The organism is Microbacterium meiriae, from assembly GCF_040702565.1.
Lineage (GTDB): Bacteria > Actinomycetota > Actinomycetes > Actinomycetales > Microbacteriaceae > Microbacterium > Microbacterium meiriae.
The window spans coordinates 1,405,956-1,431,445 of sequence record NZ_JBFBLJ010000001.1 but is presented as its reverse complement, the minus strand read 5'-3'; the positions used below and the strand labels follow the sequence as shown (position 1 = coordinate 1,431,445).

General features: G+C 67.9%; 24 protein-coding genes. 13 read left to right on the top strand and 11 right to left on the bottom strand.

Features of this window, described 5'->3' with window-relative positions:
* The first annotated feature begins 72 nt into the window (after nt 1-72).
* The 5 genes from dnaE to AB0310_RS06920 all read left to right on the top strand — a co-directional run bounded on the left by dnaE (nt 73) and on the right by AB0310_RS06920 (nt 7,729).
* Nucleotides 73-3,591, top strand: a complete 3,519-nt coding sequence (gene dnaE / locus AB0310_RS06940; RefSeq protein ID WP_187661785.1) for a DNA polymerase III subunit alpha — start codon at nt 73-75, stop codon at nt 3,589-3,591.
* Between the two features lie 67 nt (nt 3,592-3,658).
* Nucleotides 3,659-4,894 carry a hypothetical protein gene (locus tag AB0310_RS06935; RefSeq protein ID WP_366236857.1) on the top strand — a complete coding sequence of 412 codons (1,236 nt, stop codon included), beginning with the start codon at nt 3,659-3,661 and terminating at the stop codon, nt 4,892-4,894.
* Between the two features lies 1 nt (nt 4,895).
* Nucleotides 4,896-6,200, top strand: a complete 1,305-nt coding sequence (hisD, locus tag AB0310_RS06930) for a histidinol dehydrogenase (RefSeq protein ID WP_366236856.1) — start codon at nt 4,896-4,898, stop codon at nt 6,198-6,200.
* A 10-nt stretch (nt 6,201-6,210) separates the two neighbouring features.
* Nucleotides 6,211-6,681: a transcriptional regulator NrdR gene (nrdR, locus tag AB0310_RS06925; protein WP_187661782.1), complete on the top strand. Its 471-nt coding sequence runs from the start codon at nt 6,211-6,213 to the stop codon at nt 6,679-6,681.
* Nucleotides 6,682-6,691: 10 nt separating this feature from the next.
* Nucleotides 6,692-7,729 carry a quinone-dependent dihydroorotate dehydrogenase gene (locus tag AB0310_RS06920; protein WP_259954722.1) on the top strand — a complete coding sequence of 346 codons (1,038 nt, stop codon included), beginning with the start codon at nt 6,692-6,694 and terminating at the stop codon, nt 7,727-7,729.
* On the opposite strand, the gene AB0310_RS06915 is transcribed toward AB0310_RS06920, so the two are convergent.
* On the bottom strand, nt 7,704-8,276 hold the full coding sequence (locus AB0310_RS06915; protein ID WP_259954721.1) for a DUF3043 domain-containing protein: 573 nt from the start codon (nt 8,274-8,276) through the stop codon (nt 7,704-7,706). The two genes, AB0310_RS06920 and AB0310_RS06915, sit on opposite strands and share 26 nt — an antisense overlap.
* Before the next feature lie 45 nt (nt 8,277-8,321).
* Between AB0310_RS06915 and AB0310_RS06910 the strand changes: the two genes are divergently transcribed.
* From AB0310_RS06910 to AB0310_RS06890, 5 genes are all read left to right on the top strand, one after another.
* Nucleotides 8,322-9,725, top strand: coding sequence for a dipeptidase (locus AB0310_RS06910; protein ID WP_366236855.1), 1,404 nt, complete (start codon nt 8,322-8,324; stop codon nt 9,723-9,725).
* A 66-nt stretch (nt 9,726-9,791) separates the two neighbouring features.
* Nucleotides 9,792-10,154 (top strand): iron-sulfur cluster insertion protein ErpA, encoded by a 363-nt coding sequence (erpA, locus tag AB0310_RS06905; RefSeq protein ID WP_187661779.1) that lies wholly within the window; start codon nt 9,792-9,794, stop codon nt 10,152-10,154.
* 139 nt (nt 10,155-10,293) lie between these two features.
* The gene (gene ctaC / locus AB0310_RS06900; protein ID WP_187661778.1) at nt 10,294-11,190 is read left to right on the top strand and encodes an aa3-type cytochrome oxidase subunit II; all 897 of its coding nucleotides are present in this window, start codon (nt 10,294-10,296) and stop codon (nt 11,188-11,190) included.
* A gap of 3 nt (nt 11,191-11,193) precedes the next feature.
* Complete coding sequence (ctaD, locus tag AB0310_RS06895) at nt 11,194-12,927, top strand: aa3-type cytochrome oxidase subunit I (protein WP_187661777.1); 1,734 nt, start codon at nt 11,194-11,196, stop codon at nt 12,925-12,927.
* A 3-nt stretch (nt 12,928-12,930) separates the two neighbouring features.
* Entirely contained in the window at nt 12,931-13,365 is a 435-nt protein-coding gene (locus tag AB0310_RS06890; protein ID WP_025105064.1) for a cytochrome c oxidase subunit 4, read from the top strand.
* A gap of 63 nt (nt 13,366-13,428) precedes the next feature.
* Here the strand turns inward: AB0310_RS06890 and AB0310_RS06885 are convergent, their stop codons facing one another.
* The 7 genes from AB0310_RS06885 to ctaE form a co-directional block, all read right to left on the bottom strand.
* Nucleotides 13,429-13,848 (bottom strand): rhodanese-like domain-containing protein, encoded by a 420-nt coding sequence (locus tag AB0310_RS06885; RefSeq protein WP_187661776.1) that lies wholly within the window; start codon nt 13,846-13,848, stop codon nt 13,429-13,431.
* Between the two features lie 77 nt (nt 13,849-13,925).
* On the bottom strand, nt 13,926-14,453 hold the full coding sequence (locus AB0310_RS06880; RefSeq protein ID WP_259954720.1) for a GNAT family N-acetyltransferase: 528 nt from the start codon (nt 14,451-14,453) through the stop codon (nt 13,926-13,928).
* Entirely contained in the window at nt 14,450-14,737 is a 288-nt protein-coding gene (locus AB0310_RS06875) for a Rid family hydrolase (protein ID WP_259954718.1), read from the bottom strand. The genes AB0310_RS06880 and AB0310_RS06875 overlap by 4 nt, the downstream gene beginning before the upstream one ends.
* A gap of 78 nt (nt 14,738-14,815) precedes the next feature.
* Entirely contained in the window at nt 14,816-16,630 is a 1,815-nt protein-coding gene (qcrB, locus tag AB0310_RS06870) for a cytochrome bc1 complex cytochrome b subunit (RefSeq protein WP_187661773.1), read from the bottom strand.
* On the bottom strand, nt 16,627-17,703 hold the full coding sequence (gene qcrA / locus AB0310_RS06865) for a cytochrome bc1 complex Rieske iron-sulfur subunit (RefSeq protein WP_187661772.1): 1,077 nt from the start codon (nt 17,701-17,703) through the stop codon (nt 16,627-16,629). Before qcrA ends, qcrB begins: the two co-directional genes overlap by 4 nt.
* A 36-nt stretch (nt 17,704-17,739) precedes the next feature.
* Nucleotides 17,740-18,540, bottom strand: coding sequence for a cytochrome bc1 complex diheme cytochrome c subunit (gene qcrC, locus AB0310_RS06860; RefSeq protein WP_366236854.1), 801 nt, complete (start codon nt 18,538-18,540; stop codon nt 17,740-17,742).
* 20 nt (nt 18,541-18,560) lie between these two features.
* The gene (ctaE, locus tag AB0310_RS06855; RefSeq protein ID WP_101845082.1) at nt 18,561-19,214 is read right to left on the bottom strand and encodes an aa3-type cytochrome oxidase subunit III; all 654 of its coding nucleotides are present in this window, start codon (nt 19,212-19,214) and stop codon (nt 18,561-18,563) included.
* 192 nt (nt 19,215-19,406) lie between these two features.
* Between ctaE and trpD the strand changes: the two genes are divergently transcribed.
* Nucleotides 19,407-20,477, top strand: coding sequence for an anthranilate phosphoribosyltransferase (trpD, locus tag AB0310_RS06850; protein WP_187661770.1), 1,071 nt, complete (start codon nt 19,407-19,409; stop codon nt 20,475-20,477).
* 2 nt (nt 20,478-20,479) lie between these two features.
* Nucleotides 20,480-21,466 (top strand): PHP domain-containing protein, encoded by a 987-nt coding sequence (locus AB0310_RS06845; protein ID WP_366236853.1) that lies wholly within the window; start codon nt 20,480-20,482, stop codon nt 21,464-21,466.
* 12 nt (nt 21,467-21,478) lie between these two features.
* Here AB0310_RS06845 and AB0310_RS06840 read toward each other — a convergent pair whose 3' ends face one another.
* The 3 genes from AB0310_RS06840 to AB0310_RS06830 form a co-directional block, all read right to left on the bottom strand.
* Nucleotides 21,479-22,429 carry a 5'-3' exonuclease gene (locus AB0310_RS06840; protein WP_366236852.1) on the bottom strand — a complete coding sequence of 317 codons (951 nt, stop codon included), beginning with the start codon at nt 22,427-22,429 and terminating at the stop codon, nt 21,479-21,481.
* 32 nt (nt 22,430-22,461) lie between these two features.
* Nucleotides 22,462-23,043, bottom strand: coding sequence for a hypothetical protein (locus AB0310_RS06835; RefSeq protein WP_366236851.1), 582 nt, complete (start codon nt 23,041-23,043; stop codon nt 22,462-22,464).
* Between the two features lie 185 nt (nt 23,044-23,228).
* Nucleotides 23,229-23,759 carry a hypothetical protein gene (locus AB0310_RS06830; protein WP_363447330.1) on the bottom strand — a complete coding sequence of 177 codons (531 nt, stop codon included), beginning with the start codon at nt 23,757-23,759 and terminating at the stop codon, nt 23,229-23,231.
* Nucleotides 23,760-23,994: 235 nt separating this feature from the next.
* On the opposite strand from AB0310_RS06830, the gene rpsA reads away from it, so the two are divergent.
* Nucleotides 23,995-25,449: a 30S ribosomal protein S1 gene (rpsA, locus tag AB0310_RS06825; RefSeq protein ID WP_187661766.1), complete on the top strand. Its 1,455-nt coding sequence runs from the start codon at nt 23,995-23,997 to the stop codon at nt 25,447-25,449.
* The last annotated feature ends 41 nt before the right edge of the window (nt 25,450-25,490 follow it).

Below are 25,490 nucleotides of genomic sequence, written 5' to 3'. Positions count from 1 at the left end.
CGGGTTCCGCGGCGCGCTCGCTGGGGGAGCGCGACGCATGCCGGTGTCCGGGGCCGAACGTAGACTCGAAGCATGGCATCCGACTCCTTCGTCCACCTGCACGTGCACAGCGAGTACTCGATGCTCGACGGGGCCGCGAAGATCAACGCGATGACCCAGGCGGCCGCCGATTACGGCATGCCGGCGATCGCGGTGACGGACCACGGGAACACCTTCGCGGCGTTCGAGTTCTACAACGCCGCACGCAACGCCGGCATCAAACCCATCGTCGGTCTCGAGGCCTACGTCACCCCGGGCACGCACCGCAGCGACAAGACCCGGGTGCAGTGGGGCTCGGCGGACCAGCGCAGCGACGACGTCTCGGGTTCGGGCGCCTACACCCACATGACCATGTGGAGCCAGAGCACCGAGGGCATGCACAACCTCTTCCGGCTGAGCTCGCTGTCGAGCATGGAGGGCTACTACTTCAAGCCCCGCATGGACCGCGAGCTGCTCCAGACGTACGGCAAGGGTCTCATCGCCACGACGGGGTGCCCGTCGGGGGAGGTGCAGACCCGGCTCCGGCTCGGCCAGTACGACGCCGCCAGGGCCGCGGCGGCGGAGTTCCAGGACATCTTCGGCAAGGAGAACTACTTCGCCGAGATCATGGACCACGGTCTCTCCATCGAGCGCCGTGTCATGACCGACCTGCTGCGGCTCGCGAAAGACCTCGGCATCCCGCTCGTGGCCACCAACGACTCGCACTACACCCACCAGCACGAGGCCGACGCCCACGCCGCCCTGCTGTGCGTGCAGTCCGGCTCCACGCTCGACGACCCGAACCGCTTCAAGTTCGACGGCGACGGCTACTACATCAAGACCGCCGCCGAGATGCGGCAGCTCTTCCGGGACCACCCGGAGGCCTGCGACAACACGCTCCTGATCGCCGAGCGCTGCGAGGTCGAGTTCAACACCTCGGCGAACTACATGCCGCGGTTCCCGGTCCCGGACGGCGAGACCGAGGACAGCTGGCTGATCAAGGAGGTCGAGAAGGGCCTCCACTACCGGTACCCCAGCGGCATCCCGGACAAGGTGCGCAAGCAGGCCGAGTACGAGACCGGGATCATCCTGCAGATGGGCTTCCCCGGCTACTTCCTCGTCGTCGCCGACTTCATCAACTGGGCGAAGGACAACGGCATCCGCGTCGGCCCGGGTCGTGGCTCCGGTGCCGGCTCGATGGTCGCCTACGCGATGAAGATCACGGATCTCGATCCCCTCGAGCACGGTCTGATCTTCGAGCGCTTCCTCAACCCCGACCGCGTCTCGATGCCCGACTTCGACGTCGACTTCGACGATCGTCGCCGCGGCGAGGTCATCGAGTACGTGACCCGGAAGTACGGCTCCGAGCGCGTCGCGCAGATCGTCACCTACGGCACGATCAAGTCGAAGCAGGCCCTCAAGGACGCCGGTCGCGTGCTCGGGTTCCCGTTCAGCATGGGGGAGCGGCTCACCAAGGCGATGCCCCCGGCGGTGATGGGCAAGGACATGCCGCTGGACGGCATGTTCGATTCCGCGCACCCCCGCTACAAGGAGGCCAGCGAGTTCCGCGCCCTCATCGAGACCGATCCGGAGGCGAAGACCGTCTTCGACCGGGCTCTCGGGCTCGAGGGGTTGAAGCGGCAGTGGGGCGTGCATGCCGCCGGCGTCATCATGTCGTCCGAGCCCCTGCTCGACATCATCCCGATCATGCGCCGGGAGCAGGACGGCCAGATCGTCACGCAGTTCGACTACCCGTCGTGCGAGTCCCTCGGCCTCATCAAGATGGACTTCCTGGGCCTCCGGAACCTGACGATCATCTCGGACGCGCTGGACAACATCCGGATGAACCGCGGCGAGGAGCTCGATCTGGAGCACCTCGGGCTCGATGACCCCGCCGTCTACGAACTGCTGGCCCGTGGCGACACCCTCGGCGTGTTCCAGCTCGACAGCCCGCCGCTGCGCTCGCTCATGCGACTCATGAAGCCGGACAACTTCGGCGACATCTCGGCCCTCATCGCGCTGTACCGTCCTGGACCGATGGGAGCGAACTCCCACACCAACTACGCGCTGCGCAAGAACGGTCAGCAGGAGATCTCCCCGATCCATCCCGAACTGGCGGAACCGCTCGCGGAGATCCTGGAGGAGTCCTACGGACTCATCATCTACCAGGAGCAGGTCATGGCGATCGCGCAGAAGGTCGCCGGATTCAGCCTCGGTCAAGCCGACATCCTGCGCCGCGCGATGGGCAAGAAGAAGAAGTCCGAGCTGGACAAGCAGTACGCGGGGTTCGCGGCCGGAATGACCGAACGCGGCTTCGGCGAGGGGGCGGTCAAGGCGCTCTGGGACATCCTCCTGCCGTTCTCCGACTACGCCTTCAACAAAGCGCACTCCGCTGCGTACGGTCTCGTGTCGTACTGGACCGCGTACCTCAAGGCGCACTACCCGGCCGAGTACATGGCCGCGCTCCTGACGAGCGTCGGCGACTCGAAGGACAAGATGGCGCTCTACCTGAACGAGTGCCGCCGGATGGGCATCAAGGTGCTGCCGCCGGACGTCTCCGAGTCGATCAACTTCTTCGCGGCCGTCGGCGACGACATCCGCTTCGGTCTCGGCGCGGTCCGCAACGTCGGCACGAACGTCGTCGACGGCATCGTGCAGTCCCGCAAGGACGAGCGGTTCACGTCCTTCCATCACTTCCTCGACAAGGTTCCCCTGCACGTCGCCAACAAGCGCACGGTCGAATCGCTCATCAAGGCCGGTGCCTTCGACTCGATGGGGGACACCCGCCGGGCGCTCCTCGAGATCCATGAAGACGCCGTGGAGGCGGCGGTCGACAGGAAGCGGAACGAGGCGCAGGGCGCCATCGGCTTCGATTTCGACAGTCTCTACGACGGGATGGAGGAGGCGGCGCCCGCGAAGGTGCCCCCACGTCCGGAATGGATCAAGAAGGACAAGCTCGCGTTCGAGCGCGAGATGCTCGGCCTCTACGTCTCGGATCATCCGCTCGCCGGTCTCGAGGTGCCGCTCGCGAAGCACGCCTCGATCTCCATCCACGACCTCAACAACTCCGAGGATCTGCAGGACGGCGATCAGGTCACCGTGGCGGGCCTCGTCACCAGCGTGCAGCATCGTGTGGCGAAGGCGAGTGGGAACCCGTACGGCATGATCACCGTGGAGGACTTCAACGGTGAGGTCACCGTGATGTTCATGGGCAAGACCTACCTCGAGTTCCAGCACACCCTGCAGCAGGACGCCATCCTCGCGGTGCGTGGACGGGTCTCACGCCGTGACGACGGGCTGAACCTGCATGCGCAGTCCGCGTTCGCACCCGACGTCGGCTCCTTCGACGCTGCAGGCCCGCTGTCGCTCGTCCTCGCCGAGCAGCGCGCCACCGAGCGGGTCATGACGGAGCTGGCCGAGGTCCTCCGGCGGCACAGCGGGGACACCGAGGTGCTGCTCCGCGTGCACCGCGCGGGCACGGCGAAGGTGTTCGAGGTGCCCATGCCGGTGAAGGTCTCGGCCGACCTCTTCGGTGACCTCAAGTCTCTGCTCGGACCAACCTGTCTGGGGTGAGCGGGTAGGATCGGGAGCCGTCGAGAGCACCGGAAAGTCGTGGTGCGCCGATGAGGAAAGGACGACTATGAGCACGGATCTTCCCGAGCCGGACGCCGAAGCGGTGTTCAGCGATGAGGACGGCGTCCTCTACGACGACGAGGTCACGCCGGAGTACGGCATCCTCGGCTTCACGCTGCGCGAGCTGCTGATCGTGGGCGTCTGGCTGGTCTCCTTCCTCGTCTCCTTCTTCCCGCTCAGCGGCGGCATCTCCCTGTGGGGCATCGGCATCCAGTGGATCCTGCCGATCGGCGTGCCCACGGTGGCCGTCTTCCTCCTCGTCCTCCGGCGCTTCTCGCCGGACGGCATCCGTCGCGTCGGTTCGCTGGGCATCGACCAGTTCGCCTCCGTGGCGTTCTCGGTCGCGGCCTGCGTGTGGGCCGGCAACCTGTGGCTCGCCCTCTCGGCGGTCATCTCCACGGGGAGCTGGGGGCTGCCCTGGAACGCGGTCGTGCAGGTCATCACCTCCACCGCCCTCGTCGTCCTCACCGTCTTCGCGCCTCTCATCCCGGGGCTCAAGGAGGATTTCCAGGGGCGGCTCGTCACGCTCGCCCACCGCAACGCGAACCCCGTGCGCCCGGTGATCGCACGCCCGCGTCCCGAGGCGACGCCGAGTGGATCGGCGGCCGAGGCGTCTGCGGACGCCGTCCTCCCGAGCTATCCTGCCGCGGATGAGACGGCCGTGATCGCCGATGCCGACCTCGAGCCGACCCCCGAGGACCAGGACGACGCCGTCGACGTCCGTGAGACGGCCACCGCCGACCGCGGCGCCTCCGTGGACGACGCGGATCGCGTTCCGCTCACCGCACACGCCTCGGGTGGGGGGACCGGAACCGTCCCTGTCACCTCGGAACCCGAGTACACCCCGGTCTACTCGCGGCGTTCCCGCGGGGAGCAGCCCGAGATCGTGTCCGACACCGGCAGCATCGAGTCGCTGCTCGGCGCCAAGGCACTCTCCGAGGAGGAGCTCGCCGCCGCCCAGGAGCCGACACCGGACGACGCGACCGCTGTGCACCCGGTGATCAGCGACCACGCCGATCCGCAGGCTGCCGCTCCGCGACAGAGTGCTGTTGAGGCGCAGCCCTTCTGGATCCTCGCCCCGACGGAGCGCGACGTGCACGACGAACGCGGAGAGCCGATCTTCCGCATCGGCCCGACCGCCTGGGCACTCGTGATCGAGGACCGGGGCGGCGCCTTCGTCGTGCGTCACGACGACGGCCGTATCGGCTACCTCCACGACATCGCCGGCATCACGAAGGGCTGACATGCGCACGATCGATCTGCGGGGGCGCGAGCTCTCGCCCGCTGACATGCTCGCCGCCGTCCCGCGCGCGACCCAGGCTCGGGCCGAGGCGCTCGACACCGCGGCGCGCCTCGTGGACGACGTGCGGGAACGCGGCGAGGACGCGCTGCGGGAGCAGGCGGAGCGCTTCGACCGCGTCGTCGGTCACGCGGTTCGTGTTCCGGAGGCCCACCTCGCGGAAGCCCTGTCGGATCTCACTCCCACGGTCCGCGCAGCGCTCGAGGAGGCCATCCGCCGTGTGCGTCTCGCCTCGGCCGCGCAGGTCCCCGCCCCGCAGGTGACGCGGATCGGCGAGGGAGCGACCATCACGCAGAGGTGGCAGCCGGTGTCTCGCGTCGGGGTGTACATCCCCGGGGGCAAAGCCGTCTACCCGTCCAGCGTGGTCATGAACGTCGTCCCCGCGCAGGTCGCCGGGGTGCAGCAGATCGCCCTCGCCTCGCCGCCGCAGGCGGATCAGGACGGCCGTGTGCACCCGACGATCCTCGCCGCGGCGGCGCTGCTCGGCGTCTCCGAGGTCTATGCGATGGGCGGGGCCGGAGCCATCGGAGCACTCGCCCACGGCGTCGCGAGCCTGGGACTCGATCCGGTCGACGTGGTATCCGGACCGGGCAACAACTACGTCGCGTCGGCGAAGCGTGCCGTGGCCGGGGTCGTCGGCACGGACTCCGAGGCCGGCGCGACCGAGATCCTCGTCGTCGCGGACGCCGCGTCCGACCCCCGTCTCATCGCCGCCGACCTCGTCAGCCAGGCCGAGCACGACGAGCAGGCCTCGGCCGTCCTCGTGACCGACGCGGTGGAGATCGCCGAGCAGGTCAGGGCCGAGGTCGAACGGCAGGCTGCGCGCACCCGGCACAGCGAGCGCGTCGCGGCGGCGTTGTCCGGGCCGCAGTCGGCGATCGTGCTCGTGGACGACAGGGCGGCGGCGATCGCGTTCAGCAATGCCTACGCCCCGGAGCACCTGGAACTGCACCTCGCCGACGCGGAGGAGGCGGCCGCCGTCTTCACGAGCGCGGGTGCCGTGTTCGTCGGCGATCAGACGCCGGTCAGTCTCGGCGACTACATGGCCGGCAGCAACCACGTTCTGCCGACGGGCGGTCAGGCGCGCTACGCCCCGGGCCTCGGTGCGTACACGTTCCTCCGCCCGCAGCAGGTCGTGTCGTACGACCGCGACGCCCTCGCCGCCGTCCGGGACGGCGTCGTCGCGCTGGCCGACACCGAGGTGCTCCCCGCCCACGGCGAGGCGATCGAGGCCCGTTTCACCGCGTAGGATCTGTCAGATGCACTGCCCCTTCTGCCGTCACCCCGATTCCCGGGTCATCGACTCGCGCACCAGCGACGACGGGCTCTCCATCCGTCGTCGTCGCCAGTGTCCGGAATGCGGGGGACGCTTCTCGACGACGGAGACCGCGAGCCTGAACGTCATCAAGCGCTCGGGCGTCATGGAGCCGTTCAGCAGGGAGAAGGTCATCTCCGGAGTGCGGAAGGCCTGTCAGGGGCGCCCAGTGACCGAGGCAGACCTCGCGATCCTCGCGCAGCGCGTGGAGGAGGCGGTCCGGCAGACCGGTGTCTCCCAGCTCGACACGAACGAGATCGGCCTCGCGATCCTCGGACCGCTCCGGGAGCTCGACGAGGTCGCGTTCCTCCGCTTCGCGAGCGTCTATCAGGCGTTCGACTCGCTCGAGGACTTCGAGTCCGCCATCGGCGACCTCCGGGCCGACCACGCCAAGGCGGAGGCGGCGGACCGGTAATCTGGCAGGGATGTATCCGCTGCTCTTCCGCGCCGTCCTCTCGCGCTTCGATCCCGAGTTCGCCCACCACGCCGGTATGGCGGTGATCCGCGTGCTCGGTGTGCCGCCGTTCTCGTGGGCCACGCGCGCGATGACCCGGCCCGACCCCTCCCTGCGGGTCGAGGCGCTGGGGCTGACGTTCCCTTCGCCGTTCGGCGTTGCGGCCGGGTTCGACAAGAACGCCGTCGGCGTCCGTGGCCTGGCAGCCCTCGGCTTCGGGCACGTCGAGGTCGGAACGGTCACGGCCGTCCCGCAGGAGGGCAATCCGAAGCCCCGGCTGTTCCGACTGGTCGAGGACCGCGCGGTGATCAACCGCATGGGCTTCAACAACCGTGGTGCGGATGCCGCAGCCCGTCGTCTCGCACGGCTTCGTCGTGGCGCGCCCGACACGGTGATCGGCGTCAACATCGGCAAGAGCCGTGTGGTGGACGTCGAGGACGCCGTGGCGGACTATGTCGCGTCGGCCACCCGACTGGCCCCGCTCGCCGACTACCTCGCCGTCAACGTCTCGTCGCCGAACACCCCTGGACTTCGCGGTCTGCAGGCCGTCGAGACGCTGGCGCCGTTGCTGCGGGCCGTCCGCGAGGCAGCCGGGGCGACCCCGCTGCTCGTGAAGATCGCCCCCGATCTGCCGGATGACGAGATCGCCGCGATCGCGCGCCTCGCCGTCGAGGAGGGGCTCGCGGGCATCATCGCGCACAACACGACGATCAGCCGGGACGGGCTCCGCACCGATGCGGCCGCTGTCGAGGCGGCCGGCGCGGGCGGTCTCTCCGGTGCTCCGCTCAAGAAGCGGTCGCTCGAGGTCCTCCGGGTCGTCCGCACCGCGGTCCCCGAGGACTTCTGCGTGATCGCGGTGGGCGGTGTCGAGACGGCGGCGGATGTGCAGGAGCGTCTGGATGCCGGGGCCACCCTGGTCCAGGGCTACACGGCGTTCCTCTACCGCGGACCGTTCTGGGGCCGCGAGATCAACCGGGGACTGGTCAGTCCGGGTACTGCCCGCGCTTGACCTGCGGCTTCGGCAGGCGCATGAAGCGCATCTGCAGGGCGCGCATACCCGCGTACCAGCCTAGGCCCTTCTCGACGCGGTCGTTGCCGAACTTCGCGGCCGCCTTGCGCTTGACCCGCATGCCGAGGAGGATCATGCCGCCGATCGCGATGACGAGGTACGCCATCATGAACAGGTACGCGTAGAACGAGATCATCATGTTCGTCGGCAGCAGCGAGGCCAGGATGACGAGCACCATGACCCCCATGACGAACTCGGCGGGGTGCCAGCCGGCGTCCACGTAGTCGCGCACCCACCGACGCTGCGGGCCCTTGTCGCGCGCGGGGAGGTACTTCTCCTCGCCTGCGGCCATGCCCGCCTGCGCCTTCGCGCGGCGCTCGTTGAGCTCGGCGCGGGCCGCGGCCTTGGCCTCCTTGGTGTTCGCCACGAGGGGGCGGCGACGGGCGGCCTCCTGCTCGGCGCGGGTCGGCGTCGCGCGTCCCTTGCCGACGGCAGGCGTCTGGGGGGCGTCGTCGTTCGTCGAAGGGGAGGCGGGGGTAGTGGCCACGAGGTTCCTCGGTTCGCTGGGGTGGGTCGCCTTAAGATTACTCGCATGACCTCACCTGCTCTTCCCAGCGAGTCCGACGCCGCCGTCCTCGAAGCCGTCGCCACCGGTATCCCCTCCGCGCTGTCGGACCTCGGGAACCTCGTGCGCATCCCCGGCATGGCCTGGCCTGCCTTCGATCAGACGCAGCTGGAGCGCAGCGCCGACGCCGTCGCCACCCTCGCGCGTGGCACCGGCGTCTTCGACGAGGTGACCGTGCTCCGTGCCGACATCCCCGGCACCGACGAGCAGGGTCAGCCCGCGGTGCTCGCGACGCGCGCGGCCCGGAATGGCAAGCCGACGATCCTCCTCTACGCCCACCACGACGTGCAGCCTCCGGGGGACGACGCCCTGTGGGAGACGCCGCCGTTCGAGCCCACCGTGCGGGACGGCCGCCTGTACGGCCGCGGCGCCGCAGACGACAAGGCGGGGATCATGGCGCACATCGGGGCGATCCGCGCGGTCGCGGAGGTGCTCGGCGACGACCTCGACCTCGGCATCGCGATGTTCGTCGAGGGGGAGGAGGAGTACGGTTCGCGGTCCTTCGCCCAGTTCCTCTCCGACAACAAGGACGCCCTCCGCGCCGACGCGATCGTGGTCGCGGACTCCGGCAACTGGGACTCGGTCACGCCCGGCCTGACCGTCTCGCTCCGTGGCAACGCGCGCTTCACCATGAAGGTGCGCACGCTCGACCACGCCTCGCACTCCGGGATGTTCGGCGGAGCGGTGCCCGATGCCATGATGGCGACCGTGCGGCTCCTCGCCACACTGTGGCACGAGGACGGCTCCGTCGCCGTCGAGGGGATGACGGCGCGGGACGCCGAGACCCCCGAGTACACCGAGGAGACGCTGCGCGACGAGGCCGGGCTCCTGCCGGAGACCACGCCCATCGGTGACGGCACGATCCTCAGCCGCATCTGGAACAAGCCCTCCGTCACGGTCATCGGCATCGATGCGACGAGCGTCGCCGCGGCTTCGAACACCCTGCTCCCTGAGGTGACCGTGGTCATCAGCGCGCGTGTGGCCCCCGGACAGTCCGGCCAGGACGCGTACGAGGCTCTCGAGCGTCACCTCCGCGCACACGCGCCCTTCGGTGCCGAGCTGACCTTCTCCGACGTGGACCTCGGCAACCCTTTCCTCGTGGACACGAGCGGGTGGGCCGTCGCGCTCACCAGGGATGCCATGCGGGACGGGTACGGTGTGCCCCCGGTGGATCTCGGTGTCGGCGGGTCGATCCCGTTCATCGCGGATCTCGTGCGGGAGTTCCCCGAGGCGCAGATCCTCGTCACCGGCGTGGAGGATCCGCACTCCCGCGCGCACAGCCCCAACGAGTCGCTGCATCTGGACACCTTCCGGCACGCCGTGGCGACCGAGGCGCTGCTGCTCGCCCGTATGAACGCGCGTGAGATCTGAGCCTTCCGTCCCCACCGGCGGTAGAATCGTCGAAGAGCCCGTACCCGGCCCGTCATGAGGAGCGACATGAGCGACACCATCCTGTCCGCAGAGACCACCAGCGCACACGGCGTCAAGCTGACGGACGCCGCCGCTACGAAGGTGAAGAACCTCCTGGAGCAGGAGGGCCGCGACGACCTGCGTCTGCGCGTCGCCGTGCAGCCCGGCGGCTGCTCGGGCCTGATCTACCAGCTCTACTTCGACGAGCGTTTCCTCGAGGGGGACGAGACGGTCGACTTCGACGGCGTCGAGGTCATCGTCGACAACATGAGCGTTCCCTACCTCGACGGCGCCTCGATCGACTTCAAGGACACCATCTCGGAGCAGGGCTTCACGATCGACAACCCGAACGCGGCGGGCAGCTGCGCCTGCGGCGACAGCTTCCACTGACAGGTTCTTCCCGCGAACGGCCGTCGTCACCTCGCGTGACGGCGGCCGTTCCGCTTCTCAACCTGCATGGTTGGCATGAATCAGGTGTGAGGTTGCTCTAGACTTGAACATGCCTTGTCCGCGATCTGAAAGGTGCATCGTGCCCTCGAAACGCCGCCTTCGTTGGGCCGCACTCCCTGTGGGAGTTGTGGCAGCTGTGGCTCTGGCGGGATGTACTCCCACCGAGCTGAACGGCTTTCTTCCGGGCTTCGTGGACGGTGGTCCGGCAGCAACCAACCAGACGGAGCGCGTCTCGTCCCTCTGGGTGAACTCCTGGATCGTTCTCCTCGCGGTCGGCGTCGTCACCTGGAGCCTCATGGCCTGGGCTGCGATCGCGTACCGCCGGCGCAAGGGCCAGACCGGCCTCCCGGTGCAGATGCGCTACAACATGCCGATCGAGATCTTCTACACGATCGTGCCGCTCATCCTCGTGCTCGGCATGTTCTTCTTCACGGCTCGCGATCAGACCGAGATCGAGACGAAGTGGGATGACCCCGACGTCGAGATCACCGCGATCGCCAAGCAGTGGGCGTGGGACTTCCAGTACAACGGTGAGACCGAAGAGGACACCGTCTGGACGATGGGCATCCAGGCCCAGCCGGACGCCGCAGGCAACATCGACCAGTCCGAGCTGCCGACGCTGGTGCTCCCGGTCGACCAGAAGGTCACGATCAACCTCCAGTCGCGCGATGTCATCCACTCCTTCTGGATCATCGACTTCCTCTACAAGAAGGACATGTTCATCGGGAAGGACAACTCCTGGTCCTTCATCCCCACCCGCGAGGGCGAGTACGCCGGCAAGTGCGCCGAGCTCTGCGGCGAGTACCACTCGATGATGCTCTTCAACGTGAAGGTCGTCTCGCAGGACGAGTACGACGCCTACCTCGAGTCCCTCGAGGAAGAGGGCAACACCGGGGACATCACCGACGCGTACGACCGTCTCTCGAACCTCCCCGGCACCTCCGGGAAGACCGAAACCGAGGAAGGAGAGGAGTAAGCCATGTCGACCACTGAAGCTCCTCGCACCGACGAGGCACCCCGCTCCCGTCCCACCACCTTGCCCGCGCGTCAGGCCGCTCTGATGAGCTCCTCGCGCGTGGAGCAGAAGGGCAACATCGTCGTCAAGTGGATCACCTCCACTGACCACAAGACGATCGGGTACATGTACCTCATCGCCTCGGTGATGTTCTTCCTCCTCGGTGGCGTGATGGCGCTTGTCATCCGTGCTGAGCTGTTCGCTCCGGGGATGCAGATCGTCCCGACGAAGGAGCAGTACAACCAGCTGTTCACGATGCACGGCACGATCATGCTGCTGATGTTCGCGACGCCGCTGTTCGCCGGCTTCGCCAACGCGATCCTGCCGCTGCAGATCGGTGCTCCGGACGTCGCCTTCCCGCGTCTGAACGCCTTCGCGTTCTGGCTGTTCCTGTTCGGCTCGACCATCGCGGTCGCCGGCTTCCTCACCCCGCAGGGTGCGGCCTCGTTCGGGTGGTTCGCCTATCAGCCGTTGGCCAACGCGTCGTTCTCGCCAGGAGCGGGCGGAAACCTGTGGATGCTCGGTCTCGGCATCTCGGGCTTCGGCACGATCCTCGGTGCAGTGAACTTCATCACGACGATCATCACGATGCGCGCGCCCGGCATGACGATGTGGCGCATGCCGATCTTCAGCTGGAACACGCTCATCACCAGCCTGCTGATCCTGATGGCCTTCCCGGTCCTGGCCGCGGCGATCTTCGCCGCCGCCGCCGACCGTGTGCTCGGTGCCCACATCTACGATCCGCAGAACGGCGGAGTCCTGCTCTGGCAGCACCTGTTCTGGTTCTTCGGCCACCCCGAGGTCTACATCATCGCGCTGCCGTTCTTCGGCATCGTCTCGGAGATCTTCCCGGTGTTCAGCCGGAAGCCGATCTTCGGATACAAGACCCTCGTCTACGCGACGATCGCCATCGCCGCGCTGTCCGTGGCCGTGTGGGCGCACCACATGTACGTCACCGGCTCGGTGCTCCTGCCGTTCTTCGCCCTGATGACGATGCTCATCGCGGTGCCGACGGGTGTGAAGATCTTCAACTGGATCGGCACGCTCTGGCGAGGTTCGGTGACTTTCGAGACGCCGATGGTGTTCGCACTGGGCTTCCTCGTCTCGTTCGTCTTCGGTGGTCTCACCGGTGTGATCCTCGCGGCCCCGCCGCTGGACTTCCACCTCAGCGACTCGTACTTCGTCGTGGCGCACTTCCACTACGTGGTGTTCGGCACGGTGGTGTTCGCCATGTTCGCCGGCTTCTACTTCTGGTGGCCGAAGTGGACGGGCCGCATGCTCAACGAGCGCCTCGGCTACGTGCACTTCTGGATGCTGTTCGTGGGCTTCCACATGACCTTCCTCATCCAGCACTGGCTCGGTGTCGACGGCATGGTCCGGCGCTACGCGGATTACTCCGCGGCGGACGGTTGGACCTGGCAGAACCAGGTCTCCACGATCGGCGCGATCATCCTCGGTGCCTCGATGCTGCCGTTCTTCCTGAACGTCTGGATCACGGCACGCAAGGCGCCCAAGGTCACGGTGAACGACCCGTGGGGTTACGGCGCCTCGCTCGAGTGGGCCACCTCGTGCCCGCCGCCGCGGCACAACTTCACGTCGATCCCGCGCATCCGTAGCGAGCGTCCGGCCTTCGACCTGAACCACCCGGAGGCCGCGGAGTTCGCGACCACCGCACCCGGCGAGCGAGAGGGCCACTGAGTCATGCGCGACAACGTCATCATCTGGTGGGTCCTGACCGCGTTCTTCGCCCTCGTCGGCGTCGTCTACACCGGCTGGAACATCCTGGCTCACCCCGGCCTTCCGCTCGTGAACCAGATCGAGTGGGTCGGCACGGTCGCCCTGTTCTTCTCGGCCTTCATGGGCGCCATGGTCGCGTTCTACCTGGACCGGACGCACAAGGCGCAGAACGGCGAGCTGCCTGAGGACATCCTCACGTCGGACATCGACGACGGCGACCCCGAGCTCGGCGAGTTCAGCCCGTGGTCCTGGTGGCCGCTGGTCCTCGCGGCATCGGCCGGCGTGTTCGTCGTGGGCCTCGCGGTCGGGCACTTCCTCCTCCCGATCGGTCTGGCCATCTTCGTGGTCGCCATCGTCGGCTGGGTCTACGAGTACTACCGCGGTAACTTCGCCCGCTGAGTCCCCGCACACGAGGAAGGCCCCCGGATCACTCCGGGGGCCTTCCTCGTTTGGGCGCCGTGGTCAAGCCCGGGTACGGATCCGGGGGATGCCGGTGAGCGGGTCGATCGGGCGATGGTGCACGCCGTCGGCGTCTTCGACGGGGTACCCCTCGCGGACCCAGTACTCGAAGCCGCCGATCATCTCGCGCACGCGATAGCCGAGGCGCGCGAACTCGAGCGCACCGCGCACACCACCGTTGCACCCCGGGCTCCAGCAGTACACGACCACGTCGGCGTCGCGGGGGATCTCTCGCGGCGCCCTGTCCGCGATCTCGCTGTGGTGCATGTGGACGGCTCCGGCGACGCGCCCTTGAGCCCATGCTTCGGTCGAGCGCACGTCGACCACGACGAGGGGGCGGCCAGCGGCGCGATCAGCATGGACGTCGCTCGGGTCGGTCTCATAGGCGAGGCGGGCAGCGAAGTAGTCGGCACGGTCGATCATGAGTTCAGATTACGGAACGTGGGCGCCGCACGGATGAGTGTTCCCGTCGCGCATCGCACGAATCCTGCCGATCCTCCTCAGAGCGGTGCGGTCATCTGGATCCGTCGGCCGTGGACGGAGAGGTTCAGCCGTTCTTCGACGCCGACGAGCGCGCGCAGGAAGTCGGTGTCCGGCGCGGACTCCTCGAAGCCGCACCGGGCGTAGAAGGGGGCGTTCCACGGCACGTCCGCGTAGGTGCGCAAGGTGAGGCGCCGATGGCCTCGACGTCGCGCCTCCTCCTGCGCGGCCACCACCAGCGCGCGTCCGACGCCGCGGCGGGCGTGCTCCGGGCGCACGGAGAGCTGCTCCAGGTGCGCCTCCCCGTCCACCTCGAGGACGTGCGCGAAGCCGACGGGCGTCGCGGGATCGCCGGCATGCTCGTCGGCGGGGGAGGGGAGAGCCGCCACCAGGACGAACCCCGGGGCATCCTGGCGTTCCTCGTTCGAGGTGGGGGGTGGCCACGACCGCGCCCCGAAACGCTCGATCAGGATGAGGTCGGCGGCGCGCTCGAGCTCTTCGAGAACGACGTGGTCGGCGGCGGTCGCGAACCGGATGAGTGGCCTCATCGGGCGGTGACGAGCTCGCGCTGCGCGGAAGAGGCCACCAGGACCCGCGTACTGATGACATCCATCAGGGTGGCGCCGGCGGCCTGGAGAGCCTGCTCCACGGTCTCCACGCACCCCGCGGCCCGCGCTGCGTCGTCGCCCGGAGCCGTGGCCGTGCCGTCATCCTCGAGGGGGCAGGCTCCGGCGAGGAAGACGAGACGGGCGTCCGCGGGTGCGGTGGCTGCATAGGCGTCGGGGGCATCGGCGAGCTGGGGTGCGTGGAGGAGACGGACGACGGATGACATGATTCGATCCTCTCATCGGGGCGAAGACGACGAAGGCCCCGTCCGAGCGGACGGGGCCTTCACGAGGGGGGGTGACGATTACTCGTCGTCCTCCGACTTCTTCTTCCGAGGCTTCTTGACCGGCTCGGTGGAGATCACCGTGCTGGGCGTGTTCGGAGTCTCATCGACGTGCGTCTCGTCGACAGTGAGCGGGGCGTCGGGGAAGCCGGCACGCTCATGAGCGCCCTGGATCTCTGCGACCTCCGCCGCCTCGTTGCCCTCGGTGACGTGGTGCTGGTGAGCGTCCGCGGCATCGATCTCGGCCTGCGTGAGCGGGGCGAGGCGATCCTCGAAGAACCAACGCGACATCGCCGAGCGGAGGTTCTCCGTCCACGGGATGCGGCCCTTCGCGTTCGGACGGACGACGAGCGGCTCGTAACCGTCGATGTCGATGAGCTTCCAGCGGTCGTACTTGTCGACCGGCTGGTGCACCTCGATGAACTCGCCGCCGGGGAGACGCACGATGCGGCCCGACTCGAAGCCGTGCAGGACGATCTCGCGGTCCTTCTTCTGGAGCGCGATGCAGATGCGCTTCGTGACGAAGTAGCCGATGATCGGGCCGAGGAACAGCAGCGCCTGCAGCGTGTGGATCACACCCTCCATGGTGAGCATGAAGTGCGTCGCGATGAGGTCGGACGAGGCCGCCGCCCACAGGACCGCGTAGAAGATGACGCCGGCGACGCCGATCGCGGTGCGGGTGGCCGCGTTGCGCGGGCGCTGGGCGATGTGGTGCTCACGCTTGTCACCGGTGACCCACGCCTCGATGAAGGGGTAGATCGCGACGATGACGATGAACAGGCCGAGCACGGCGACCGGGGCCAGGATGCCGAACGACCAGGTGTGGTCGAGGAACACGATGTCCCAGTTCGACGGCGCCAGACGGAGCGCGCCGTCCGCGAAGCCGATGTACCAGTCGGGCTGCGTACCCGCCGAGACGGGGGAGGGGTCGTACGGTCCGTAGTTCCAGATCGGGTTGATCTGGAAGAACGTCGCGATCAGCACGATGGTGCCGAAGACGATGAACAGGTAGCCGCCCATCTTGGACATGTAGACCGGCATCATCGGGTAGCCCACGACGTTGTCGTTCGTCCGGCCGGGGCCGGCGAACTGCGTGTGCTTGTTGATGATCATGAGCATCAGGTGCACGGCGATGAAGGCGATGACCAGCATCGGCAGCAGCAGGATGTGCAGGGTGTACAGGCGTCCGACGATGTCGGTACCGGGGAACTCGCCGCCGAAGAGGAGGAACGAGGTCCAGGTGCCGATCAGCGGGAGACCCTTGATCATGCCGTCGATGATCCGGAGGCCGTTACCCGAGAGCAGGTCGTCGGGGAGCGAGTAGCCGGTGAAGCCCTCCGCCATCGCGAGGATGAACAGCACGAAGCCGATCACCCAGTTGAGCTCGCGCGGCTTGCGGAACGCACCCGTGAAGAACACGCGGAGCATGTGCACACCGATTCCGGCGATGAACACCAGCGCGGCCCAGTGGTGGATCTGGCGGACCAGCAGACCGCCGCGGAGGTCGAACGAGATGTGCAGCGTCGACTCGAGGGCCGACGACATCGCGATGCCGCGCATGGGGGCGTATGCGCCGGTGTAGTGGGTCTCCACCATGGAGGCCTGGAAGAAGAACGTCAGGAAGGTTCCGGAGAGGAACACGACGACGAAGCTCCAGAGCGCGATCTCACCGAGCATGAACGACCAGTGGTCGGGGAAGATCTTGCGACCGAGCTCCTTGACGAAGCCCGAGAGGCTGGTGCGCTCATCGATGTAGTTCGACGCGGCGCCGACGAAACGGCCGCCGAGAGGCGCCTTGGTGTCCTTCTCGTCCTTGGACAGCGTTGCGGTGCTCAATGGCGCTCCCAGAAGCTCGGGCCGACGGGTTCGGTGAAGTCGCTGCGTGCGATGAGGTAGCCCTCGTCGTCCACGGTGATGGGCAGCTGGGGCAGCGGCCGGGCGGCCGGGCCGAAGATGACCTTCGCGTGGTCCGTGACGTCGAACTGCGACTGGTGGCACGGGCACAGCAGGTGGTGGGTCTGCTGCTCGTACAGCGCGACGGGGCAGCCGACGTGCGTGCAGACCTTGGAGTAGGCGACGATGCCGTCGTAGGACCAGTCCTTGCGGTCCTCGGCCTCAGTGAGCTGCTCGGGGCGGAGGCGCATCATCAGCACGATGGCCTTGGCCTTCTCCTCGAGGTAGCCCTCGTCGTGCCCGAGCTCCGCGAGGTCCTCGGGGATGACGTGGAAGGCGGAGCCGAGCGTCACGTCCGCTGCGCGGATGGGGGTGCCGTCCGGGTCGCGCACCAGGCGCATGCCCTCGTCCCACATCGTGTGCTTCAGCAGCGCGACCGGGTCGCCCGCGGTGGGGTCGTCCGGCGTCGAGTGCGGAGCGAGGCCGCGGAACAGCGTCACGCCGGGGATGATCGACGCCACGATCGCGGCGAACAGCGAGTTGCGGATCATCGTGCGGCGTCCGAACCCGGACTCCTCGTTCGCGTCGGAGAACGCCTTGATGGCGGCCTCACGCGTGGAGTCCTTGCCCCGGGTGGGGTGGCGGTGCTCGATGAACTCCTTGTCGGACATCAGCGCCTTGGACCAGTGGATGGCACCGATTCCGAGGGCCAGCAGCGCGAGCGCGATGCCGAGACCGATGAAGAGGTTGTTCTGACGGATGTCGATGAGCGCGCCGCTCTCGATCGGGAACAGCATGTAGGCGGCGACCGCCCAGATGCTCCCGGCGAGGGACAGGTAGAACAGCGTGTAGACGGTGCGGACCGCGGTCTTCTCGGCGCGCGGGTCCTTGTCGGTCATCCGCTCGCGGTGCGGCGGAAGACCGGGGTTCTGCACGGGATCGCTGACTGCGACACCCAGCCCCGGAGAGGGCTGGTAGGCCCTGTCAAGAGCCTGCGAGTCGTCGTCGTGTGCCATGGTGCTCCTCGTACGTTCCTCTTCGATGAATAAGCGTCAGTTGGACTTCGCCGTGATCCACACGGTGATGGCGACCAGAGCGCCGATACCGAAGATCCACACGAACAGGCCCTCGGAGACCGGTCCGAGCGAGCCGAGGGAGAAGCCGCCGATCTGGACGGACTGCTGCTGGAAGAGCAGAGCCGAGATGATGTCGCGCTTGTCCTCGTCGGACAGGTTCATGTCGCCGAAGACCGGCATGTTCTGCGGGCCGGTGACCATGGCGGCGTAGATGTGCAGCGCGCTGGTCTCGGTGATCGCCGGAGCGTACTTGCCCTCGGTCAGTGCGCCACCGGCGGCGGCCACGTTGTGGCACATCGCGCAGTTGACGCGGAAGAGCTCGGCGCCGTGCGCCACGTCGCCCTCGCCGTCGAGGATCTTCTCGGAGGGGAACTCCGGTCCGGGGGCCTCGGACTGCACGTAGGCCGCCATCGCGAGGATCTGCTCCTCGGTGAACTGCGGCTCCTTCTGCGGGGCCTGCGGTCCCTGCATCTGCAGCGGCATGCGGCCGGTCGACACCTGGAACTCCACCGCGAGCTCGCCGACGCCGTAGAGGCTCGGGCCGTTGGGGGTGCCCTCCAGGTCGAGGCCGTGGCAGGTAGCGCAGTTGGCCGTGAACAGCTTCTCGCCGTCCTCGACCGTCAGCTGCGTCGATGCCGTGGGCGCGTCGTTGGCGGCGAATGCCGCGGTCGCACCCGCGTACACAGCGCCGGTGATCATGAGGCCTGCTCCGATGAGCGCGGCCGCCGCCAGTGGGCTGCGACGACCGCTCGAACGGCGCTTCTTCTCTCGTACCATCTCGGGGATCAGCTCCGCTCTTATTTCAGGAAGTAGATAACGAAGAACAGCACGATCCAGACGACGTCGACGAAGTGCCAGTAGTAGGACACCACGATCGAGGAGGTCGCCTCCTTGTGCCGGAAGTTCTTGACGGCGTACGCGCGGCCGATCACCAGGAGGAACGCGACGAGTCCGCCGGTGACGTGGAGGGCGTGGAAGCCGGTGGTCAGGTAGAAGGCCGAGGCGTAGGCGTCAGCCTGGATGGGCATGCCCTCCGCGACCAGCTGTGCGTACTCCCAGACCTGGCCGGAGACGAAGATCGCGCCCAGGGCGAAGGTGAGGAAGAACCACTCGACCATGCCCCAGCCGAACAGGCGACGGCGGCCGGCGCCGTTCTTCTGTCCCTTGCCGATCTTGTACGGCTGCAGGTCCTCCGCCGCGAACACACCCATCTGGCAGGTGAACGAGGAGAGCACGAGGATCGCCGTGTTCACTGCCGCGAAGGGGACGTTCAGGAGCTCGGTACGGTCGGCCCACAGCTCGGGTGAGGTGCTGCGGAGGGTGAAGTAGATCGCGAAGAGTCCCGCGAAGAACATCACCTCGCTGCCGAGCCACACAATGGTGCCGACAGCTACCGGGTTGGGCCGCTTGATGGTTCTCGCCGCCGGGGCATACGTCGCTGAGGTCGTCACCCTTCCATTATGGCCGATCCGCGAGCGTGATTCTTGCACCCCCGGCCCTCGATTCGCCCGTCGGTGACTTAGGGGACCCTAAGAAAACACTGCGAATACCCGGTGAATACGCGGGAAACGCCGCACGTTCGGTGTCTGCGCGCCCGCTCGGATCGCACTGCACGTTTTCTCCGCGCCGATAGGATCGCACACATGGCTGATTCCCTGACCTGGTCCGACGTGCTCACCTCTCTCCTGGAGCGTCGCGACCTCAGCGTCTGGGAGTCCACCTGGGCCATGCGGCAGATCATGCAGGGTGGGGTCTCCGAGGCGCAGCTCGCGGGGTTCCTCGTGGCGCTGCGCGCGAAGGGCGAGACGATCGATGAGATCGTCGGCTTCCGTGACGCCATCCTCGAAGCGGCCGTGCCGCTTCCGGTCTCCCCGAATGTGCTGGACATCGTCGGCACGGGTGGGGACCGCGTGGGTACGGTGAACGTCTCGACGACGGCGGCCGTGATCATCGGCGCGACAGGCATCCCGGTGGTCAAGCACGGGAATCGGGCGGCGAGTTCCGCGTCCGGCTCCTCCGACGTCCTCGGTGCGCTCGGCCTCGAGCTCTCGCTCGACCCGGCGGCCGTCGCCTCGATCCTCGACCGGACAGGCATCACCTTCGCCTGGGCCGGGGCCTTCCATCCCGGGTTCAAGCACGCGGGTGCCGTCCGGTCGCAGCTCGGCGTGCCGACCGTGTTCAACATGCTCGGTCCGCTGTGCAACCCGGCGCGCGCGGAGGCGAACGCGGTCGGCGTGGCACAGATGGAGCGGGTGCCGCTGATCACCGGCGTTTTCCGCACGCGGGGGGCCACGGCGCTGGTGTTCCGCGGCGACGACGGCCTGGACGAGCTGACGACCACAGGGCACAGCAGGATCTGGGAGGTCACCCGCGGGGACATCCATGAACACGATCTCGACCCGCGCGACCTGGGCATCCCCCTCGCCGACCTGTCCGACCTCATCGGCGGGTCTCCCGCCCACAACGCGGACGTGCTCCGGCGGACGCTCGCGGGGGAGCAGGGGCCCGTCCGGGACATCGTGCTCCTGAACGCCGCCGCCGGGATCGTCGCCTTCGAGCTCTCCCAGGACGCGACCCAGGTGCAGCGGCCGATCCTCGAGCGCCTCCGCGACGGGCTCGCCCGTGCATCCGCTGCCGTGGACGACGGGAGTGCACTGGCCAAGCTCGACCAGTGGATCGGCGTGAGCCGCGAGCTGGCGGCCCCTCAGGAGTGACCATGGATCCGGTCGACGCGCTGCTCGAGATCGCCTCGCTGCTGGAGCGGGAGCGGGCGTCGCGCTACCGGGCCAAGGCCTTCCGTCAGGCGGCCGCGACATTCCAGGACCTCCCTGCCGATGTGCAGGACGACCCGACGCGTCTTCGGGCGGCCAAGGGCATCGGCGAGTCGACCTTCGCCGTCATCCGGCAGGCTCAGGCCGGCGACGTGCCGGAGTATCTGATCGAACTGCGCGGGGACGTCGAGCCTGAGCGGGTGTCTGCGCTCCGTGGAAAGCTGCGCGGGGACCTGCACGCTCACACCGAGTGGTCGGACGGGACGACCTCCATCGAGGTGATGGCCGCCGCAGCCCGCGCGCAGGGGCACGAGTACCAGGCCATCACGGATCATTCGCCGCGCCTCCGCGTGGCCCGAGGTCTCTCGGTGGAACGGCTGCGTGAGCAGATCCCGCAGGTGCGGGCGCAGTCGGGGGACGAATTCACGTTGCTCGCCGGCATCGAGGTGGACATCCTCGAAGACGGCGCCCTCGATCAGGACGACGCCGTGCTCGCTGAGCTGGATGTGGTCGTCGCCTCCGTGCACTCGAAGCTGCGCATGGACGGCCGGGCGATGACGAAGCGGATGATCGCCGCGGTGTCGCATCCGCGGGTGAACGTCCTCGGGCATTGCACGGGTCGTCTCGTGCAGGGGGACCGTGGCACGCGCCCGCCTTCGGCCTTCGACGCCGCCGCCGTCTTCGCGGCCTGTGCGGAGAACGGGGTCGCCGTGGAGATCAACTCCCGTCCCGAGCGTCAGGATCCGCCGGACGAGCTCATCGCGATCGCGCTCGACGCCGGTTGCCTGTTCTCCATCGATTCCGACGCACACGCCCCCGGCCAGTTGTCGCTCCTGGACCACGGAGCCGAGCGGGCGGAGCGTGCCGGGGTGCCGGCATCACGCATCGTCACCACGTGGGGCCTGTCGCGTCTGCTCGCCTGGGCGGAGTGACGGGCGCCCTCGTCAGGCGTCCGCGATCGCCTTCGCCGCCTCGGTGACCGCGGTGACGGCGCGGGCCATGGAGCTGCCGAGGTTCCAGCGCTCGGCGAGGGCCGTGGCCGCCTCGGCCTCGTCCGGCGTGAGGGCATGCAGGGCGACACCCGGGGCGGTGATCGGGAGCGACGTGGCGACGGCGACGACGGTCGGAGCGACGTCCAGGTAGGCCTGCGCGTCGAGGATCTTCGCGCGGATGCCCGCGCTCATGCCCTCACCCGCGTCCGCGGCCTCGCGGATACCGAGCAGATCGCCGTGCTTCTGCAGGAGCGTGGCGGCCGTCTTCTCGCCGATGCCGGCGACACCGGGGAGCCCATCCGACGCGTCCCCGCGCATCGTCGCGAAGTCCGCGTACTGCGTCGGCAGGACACCGTACTTCGTGACGACCGTCGCGTCCGTGACGAGTTCGAGATTGCTCATGCCGCGGGCCGTGTAGATCACCCGGACGTCCCGGGCGTCGTCGACGAGCTGGAAGAGGTCGCGATCGCCGGTCACGATGTCGACAGGCATCGTCGCGTTCGTCGCGAGGGTGCCGATCACATCGTCCGCCTCATGCTCGGCGACGCCGACGATGGGGATGCCGATGGCGGCGAGCGTCTCCCGGATCAAGGGGATCTGCGCCTCCAGCGGGTCGGGGACCTCCTCGACGTCCGGCGCGCCGGCCACGACCTCGACCACGCGGTGCGTCTTGTAGCTGGGGATGAGGTCGACCCTCCACTGCGGACGCCAGTCGTCATCCCAGCACGCCACGACGTGGGTCGGCTGGTAGGTCGTCACCAGCTTGGCGATCATGTCCAGCAGGCCGCGTGCGGCGTTGATCGGGGACCCGTCCGGGGCTGTGACCTTGTCGGGCACCCCGTAGAACGCGCGGAAGTAGAGGCTGGCGGTGTCGAGCAGCATGAGGCGTTCGGCGCGGGTCATGGATTCAGGGTAGAGCGTGTCCCATCGGGCGCTCAGCAGCCGACCGCCGCGGGTCGTTCCTCACACGTCCGCGCCACGAGCGCGGTGGTCGCCTCGTAGATGCGGATGTCCCGGGACGCTCCGTCTATCGACAGCTCACCGGGAACCGCGAACCAGCCGCCGCCGACGTCGACCTGCGCCGTGTACGCGACCGTGGTCCTCGTCGAATAGGTGCCCCGTCGCGTATAGGTATGGCTCGTCTCGGTGGGCGTGAACGGCGCCTGCCCGAGCGTCGACCAGGTGCGACCGCCGTCGGGCGTCACCGCCGTCGTGCCGTCGCCGTGGTCGAAGACGACGCGAACGGGCGTGAAACGCACCGTCACGGGCCGGTCGAGGAGTGTGCCGGTCGCCGTGTGTGCGGCGACGGTCGCCACGAAGTTGGTCGGCATCCCCACGACGCCCACGTTGCCCGGCTCGGCCGTCGTGGTCACGGGGGCGGGTGCGAACTGCGCGACATCCTCGATCGTGAGCGGCGTCCCGGACTCCTCCGTCACCCGCACCGCGTACATCCCGCACGACCGGCTCAGCACCGTGTCGGTCCGGCACGCCTCGTGCTCCTGCTCCGGTGCGGGCAAGGTCTGACGGTCCGTCGGGACTGAACTGGAGGGGCCGGGCTGTTCCTGCTGAGCCCGGATAGCAAGAGCGCCATTGCGGGATGCCGTCCAAGTACTGTCAAAGCCGGCCTGCGGGGGCGGGTCGTTGGAGAGTCCGCGAAACATCGGTATCACTATCAGAAGAGCTGAGATGACTGCAGCGCTCATCAGTCGCATTGGAACGTCTCCGATCCGACTACCGAAGAGATTGCTAGCCCTGTGTCTGTCGCAGCGGCGACGAAAACGACGTTCACGGGCTGGCGCGGTGGCCGGTCAGCTGGGACGGCTGATGTGCCGTCAGGTCGGACCAAGGCCACCTTGGAGACGTCCAGGCATAGATGAGCCATCACCTGGCCAGCTTTGTACTCCTGCAGTGTCATTCGGTCGAAAGCGGAGTCGCCTGAGCGGGTGATGCCTTCTGCCTGAAGCCGGCTGTAGTTCTCCCTGGCTGAGGTCGCCGCATCACCGGTTAGCCAGATGTAGACGTCTTCGAAAGTGGCCGGTTCTTGCAGGTCGGTCCTGTTGGTGGCGGCGGTGTATTCGGAGAAGGTGGCCTCGGCGGCGGCGAAGGCCTCTTCTTCGGACGAGAACGCGGGGGAGGGAGTCGGCGTGGGCTCCGGAGTGGGGGTACACCCGGAGAGCATCGAGACGCCGACTGCCAGCGTGGCGAGCAGGCGGAAAGCGGTGGGCGAGATCACCGGGCCACCGTATGCGGAATGCCGAGCTCGCTGCCGACGTTATCCACAGAGCGGCTGCGAGGAATCGGCTCCTTCATAGGGCGGCAACTTCTGGTAGCCTGAACTGTCACTCGTGGCGTGTACACGCATGCCCAGGTGACGAACACACCACAATCCACCTGCTGCGAAGCACATCCCGACCGTGCGCGGTCATGCTCCGCAGCCCGAGTATCCATTCACAAGGACAACCCACTACATGACTACCGCAACGACCGCCCCGGCCACCAAGCAGGTCGCCATCAACGACATCGGATCTGCTGAGGACTTCCTGGCCGCGGTCGAGAAGACCCTGAAGTTCTTCAACGACGGCGACATCATCGAAGGCACGATCGTCAAGATCGACCGCGATGAGGTCCTGCTCGATGTCGGCTACAAGACCGAGGGTGTCATCCCCTCGCGCGAGCTCTCGATCAAGCACGACGTCGACCCCAACGAGGTCGTCAAGGTCGGCGACGAGGTCGAGGCCCTCGTCCTCCAGAAGGAGGACAAGGAAGGCCGCCTGATCCTCTCCAAGAAGCGTGCGCAGTACGAGCGCGCCTGGGGAGACGTCGAGAAGATCAAGGAGAACGACGGCGTCGTCACCGGTACGGTCATCGAGGTCGTCAAGGGTGGACTCATCGTCGACATCGGCCTCCGTGGCTTCCTCCCGGCCTCGCTCATCGAGCTGCGCCGCGTCCGCGACCTCACGCCGTACCTCGGCCAGGAGATCGAGGCGAAGATCCTCGAGCTCGACAAGAACCGCAACAACGTCGTCCTCAGCCGCCGTGCGCTCCTCGAGCAGACGCAGTCGGAGTCGCGCACCACGTTCCTGAACAACCTGCACAAGGGTCAGGTCCGCAAGGGTGTCGTGTCGTCGATCGTCAACTTCGGTGCGTTCGTCGACCTGGGCGGCGTGGACGGCCTCGTGCACGTCTCCGAGCTGTCCTGGAAGCACATCGAGCACGCCTCCGAGGTCGTCGAGGTGGGCCAGGAGGTCACCGTCGAGATCCTCGAGGTCGACCTCGACCGCGAGCGCGTCTCCCTGTCGCTGAAGGCGACGCAGGAGGACCCGTGGCAGGTCTTCGCCCGCACCCACGCGATCGGTCAGGTCACGCCGGGTAAGGTCACCAAGCTTGTTCCGTTCGGTGCGTTCGTCCGCGTCGCAGACGGCATCGAGGGCCTCGTCCACATCTCCGAGCTCTCCAGCAAGCACGTCGAGCTGGCCGAGCAGGTCGTTTCCGTCGGCGAAGAGGTCTTCGTCAAGGTCATCGACATCGACCTCGAGCGTCGTCGCATCTCGCTGTCGCTGAAGCAGGCCAACGAGTCGGTCGACCCCAACGGCACCGAGTTCGACCCGGCCCTGTACGGCATGCTCGCCGAGTACGACGAGAACGGCGAGTACAAGTACCCGGAGGGCTTCGACGCCGAGACCGGTGCGTGGAAGGAAGGCTTCGACGCCCAGCGCGAGGCATGGGAGCAGGAGTACGCTGCGGCCCAGGCTCGCTGGGAGGCGCACAAGGCTCAGGTCGCGAAGGCGGCCGAGGCCGAGGCTGCGGCCGGCGACGACTTCGGCGGCCAGTCCTTCTCGAGCGAGACGGCCGGCGCCGGCACGCTCGCCGACGACGAGGCTCTCGCGGCTCTGCGCGAGAAGCTCTCGGGCGGCAACTCCTAAGTAACACTCCGAAAAGGGTCGTCACCCCGCTTCACGGCGGG

Excerpts from the sequence above, each read along its gene's own strand:
- AB0310_RS06875 (WP_259954718.1), bottom strand. The coding sequence starts at position 14,737 with ATGTCATCCGTCGTCCGTCTCCTCCACGCACCCCAGCTCGCCGATGCC.
- qcrC (WP_366236854.1), bottom strand. The coding sequence starts at position 18,540 with ATGGTACGAGAGAAGAAGCGCCGTTCGAGCGGTCGTCGCAGCCCACTG.
- trpD (WP_187661770.1), top strand. The coding sequence starts at position 19,407 with ATGGCTGATTCCCTGACCTGGTCCGACGTGCTCACCTCTCTCCTGGAG.
- erpA (WP_187661779.1), top strand. The coding sequence starts at position 9,792 with ATGAGCGACACCATCCTGTCCGCAGAGACCACCAGCGCACACGGCGTC.
- rpsA (WP_187661766.1), top strand. The coding sequence starts at position 23,995 with ATGACTACCGCAACGACCGCCCCGGCCACCAAGCAGGTCGCCATCAAC.
- AB0310_RS06880 (WP_259954720.1), bottom strand. The coding sequence starts at position 14,453 with ATGAGGCCACTCATCCGGTTCGCGACCGCCGCCGACCACGTCGTTCTC.
- nrdR (WP_187661782.1), top strand. The coding sequence starts at position 6,211 with ATGCACTGCCCCTTCTGCCGTCACCCCGATTCCCGGGTCATCGACTCG.
- AB0310_RS06910 (WP_366236855.1), top strand. The coding sequence starts at position 8,322 with ATGACCTCACCTGCTCTTCCCAGCGAGTCCGACGCCGCCGTCCTCGAA.
- AB0310_RS06845 (WP_366236853.1), top strand. The coding sequence starts at position 20,480 with ATGGATCCGGTCGACGCGCTGCTCGAGATCGCCTCGCTGCTGGAGCGG.
- AB0310_RS06890 (WP_025105064.1), top strand. The coding sequence starts at position 12,931 with ATGCGCGACAACGTCATCATCTGGTGGGTCCTGACCGCGTTCTTCGCC.
- AB0310_RS06840 (WP_366236852.1), bottom strand. The coding sequence starts at position 22,429 with ATGACCCGCGCCGAACGCCTCATGCTGCTCGACACCGCCAGCCTCTAC.
- ctaD (WP_187661777.1), top strand. The coding sequence starts at position 11,194 with ATGTCGACCACTGAAGCTCCTCGCACCGACGAGGCACCCCGCTCCCGT.
- AB0310_RS06885 (WP_187661776.1), bottom strand. The coding sequence starts at position 13,848 with ATGATCGACCGTGCCGACTACTTCGCTGCCCGCCTCGCCTATGAGACC.
- qcrA (WP_187661772.1), bottom strand. The coding sequence starts at position 17,703 with ATGGCACACGACGACGACTCGCAGGCTCTTGACAGGGCCTACCAGCCC.
- hisD (WP_366236856.1), top strand. The coding sequence starts at position 4,896 with ATGCGCACGATCGATCTGCGGGGGCGCGAGCTCTCGCCCGCTGACATG.
- AB0310_RS06920 (WP_259954722.1), top strand. The coding sequence starts at position 6,692 with ATGTATCCGCTGCTCTTCCGCGCCGTCCTCTCGCGCTTCGATCCCGAG.
- AB0310_RS06935 (WP_366236857.1), top strand. The coding sequence starts at position 3,659 with ATGAGCACGGATCTTCCCGAGCCGGACGCCGAAGCGGTGTTCAGCGAT.
- dnaE (WP_187661785.1), top strand. The coding sequence starts at position 73 with ATGGCATCCGACTCCTTCGTCCACCTGCACGTGCACAGCGAGTACTCG.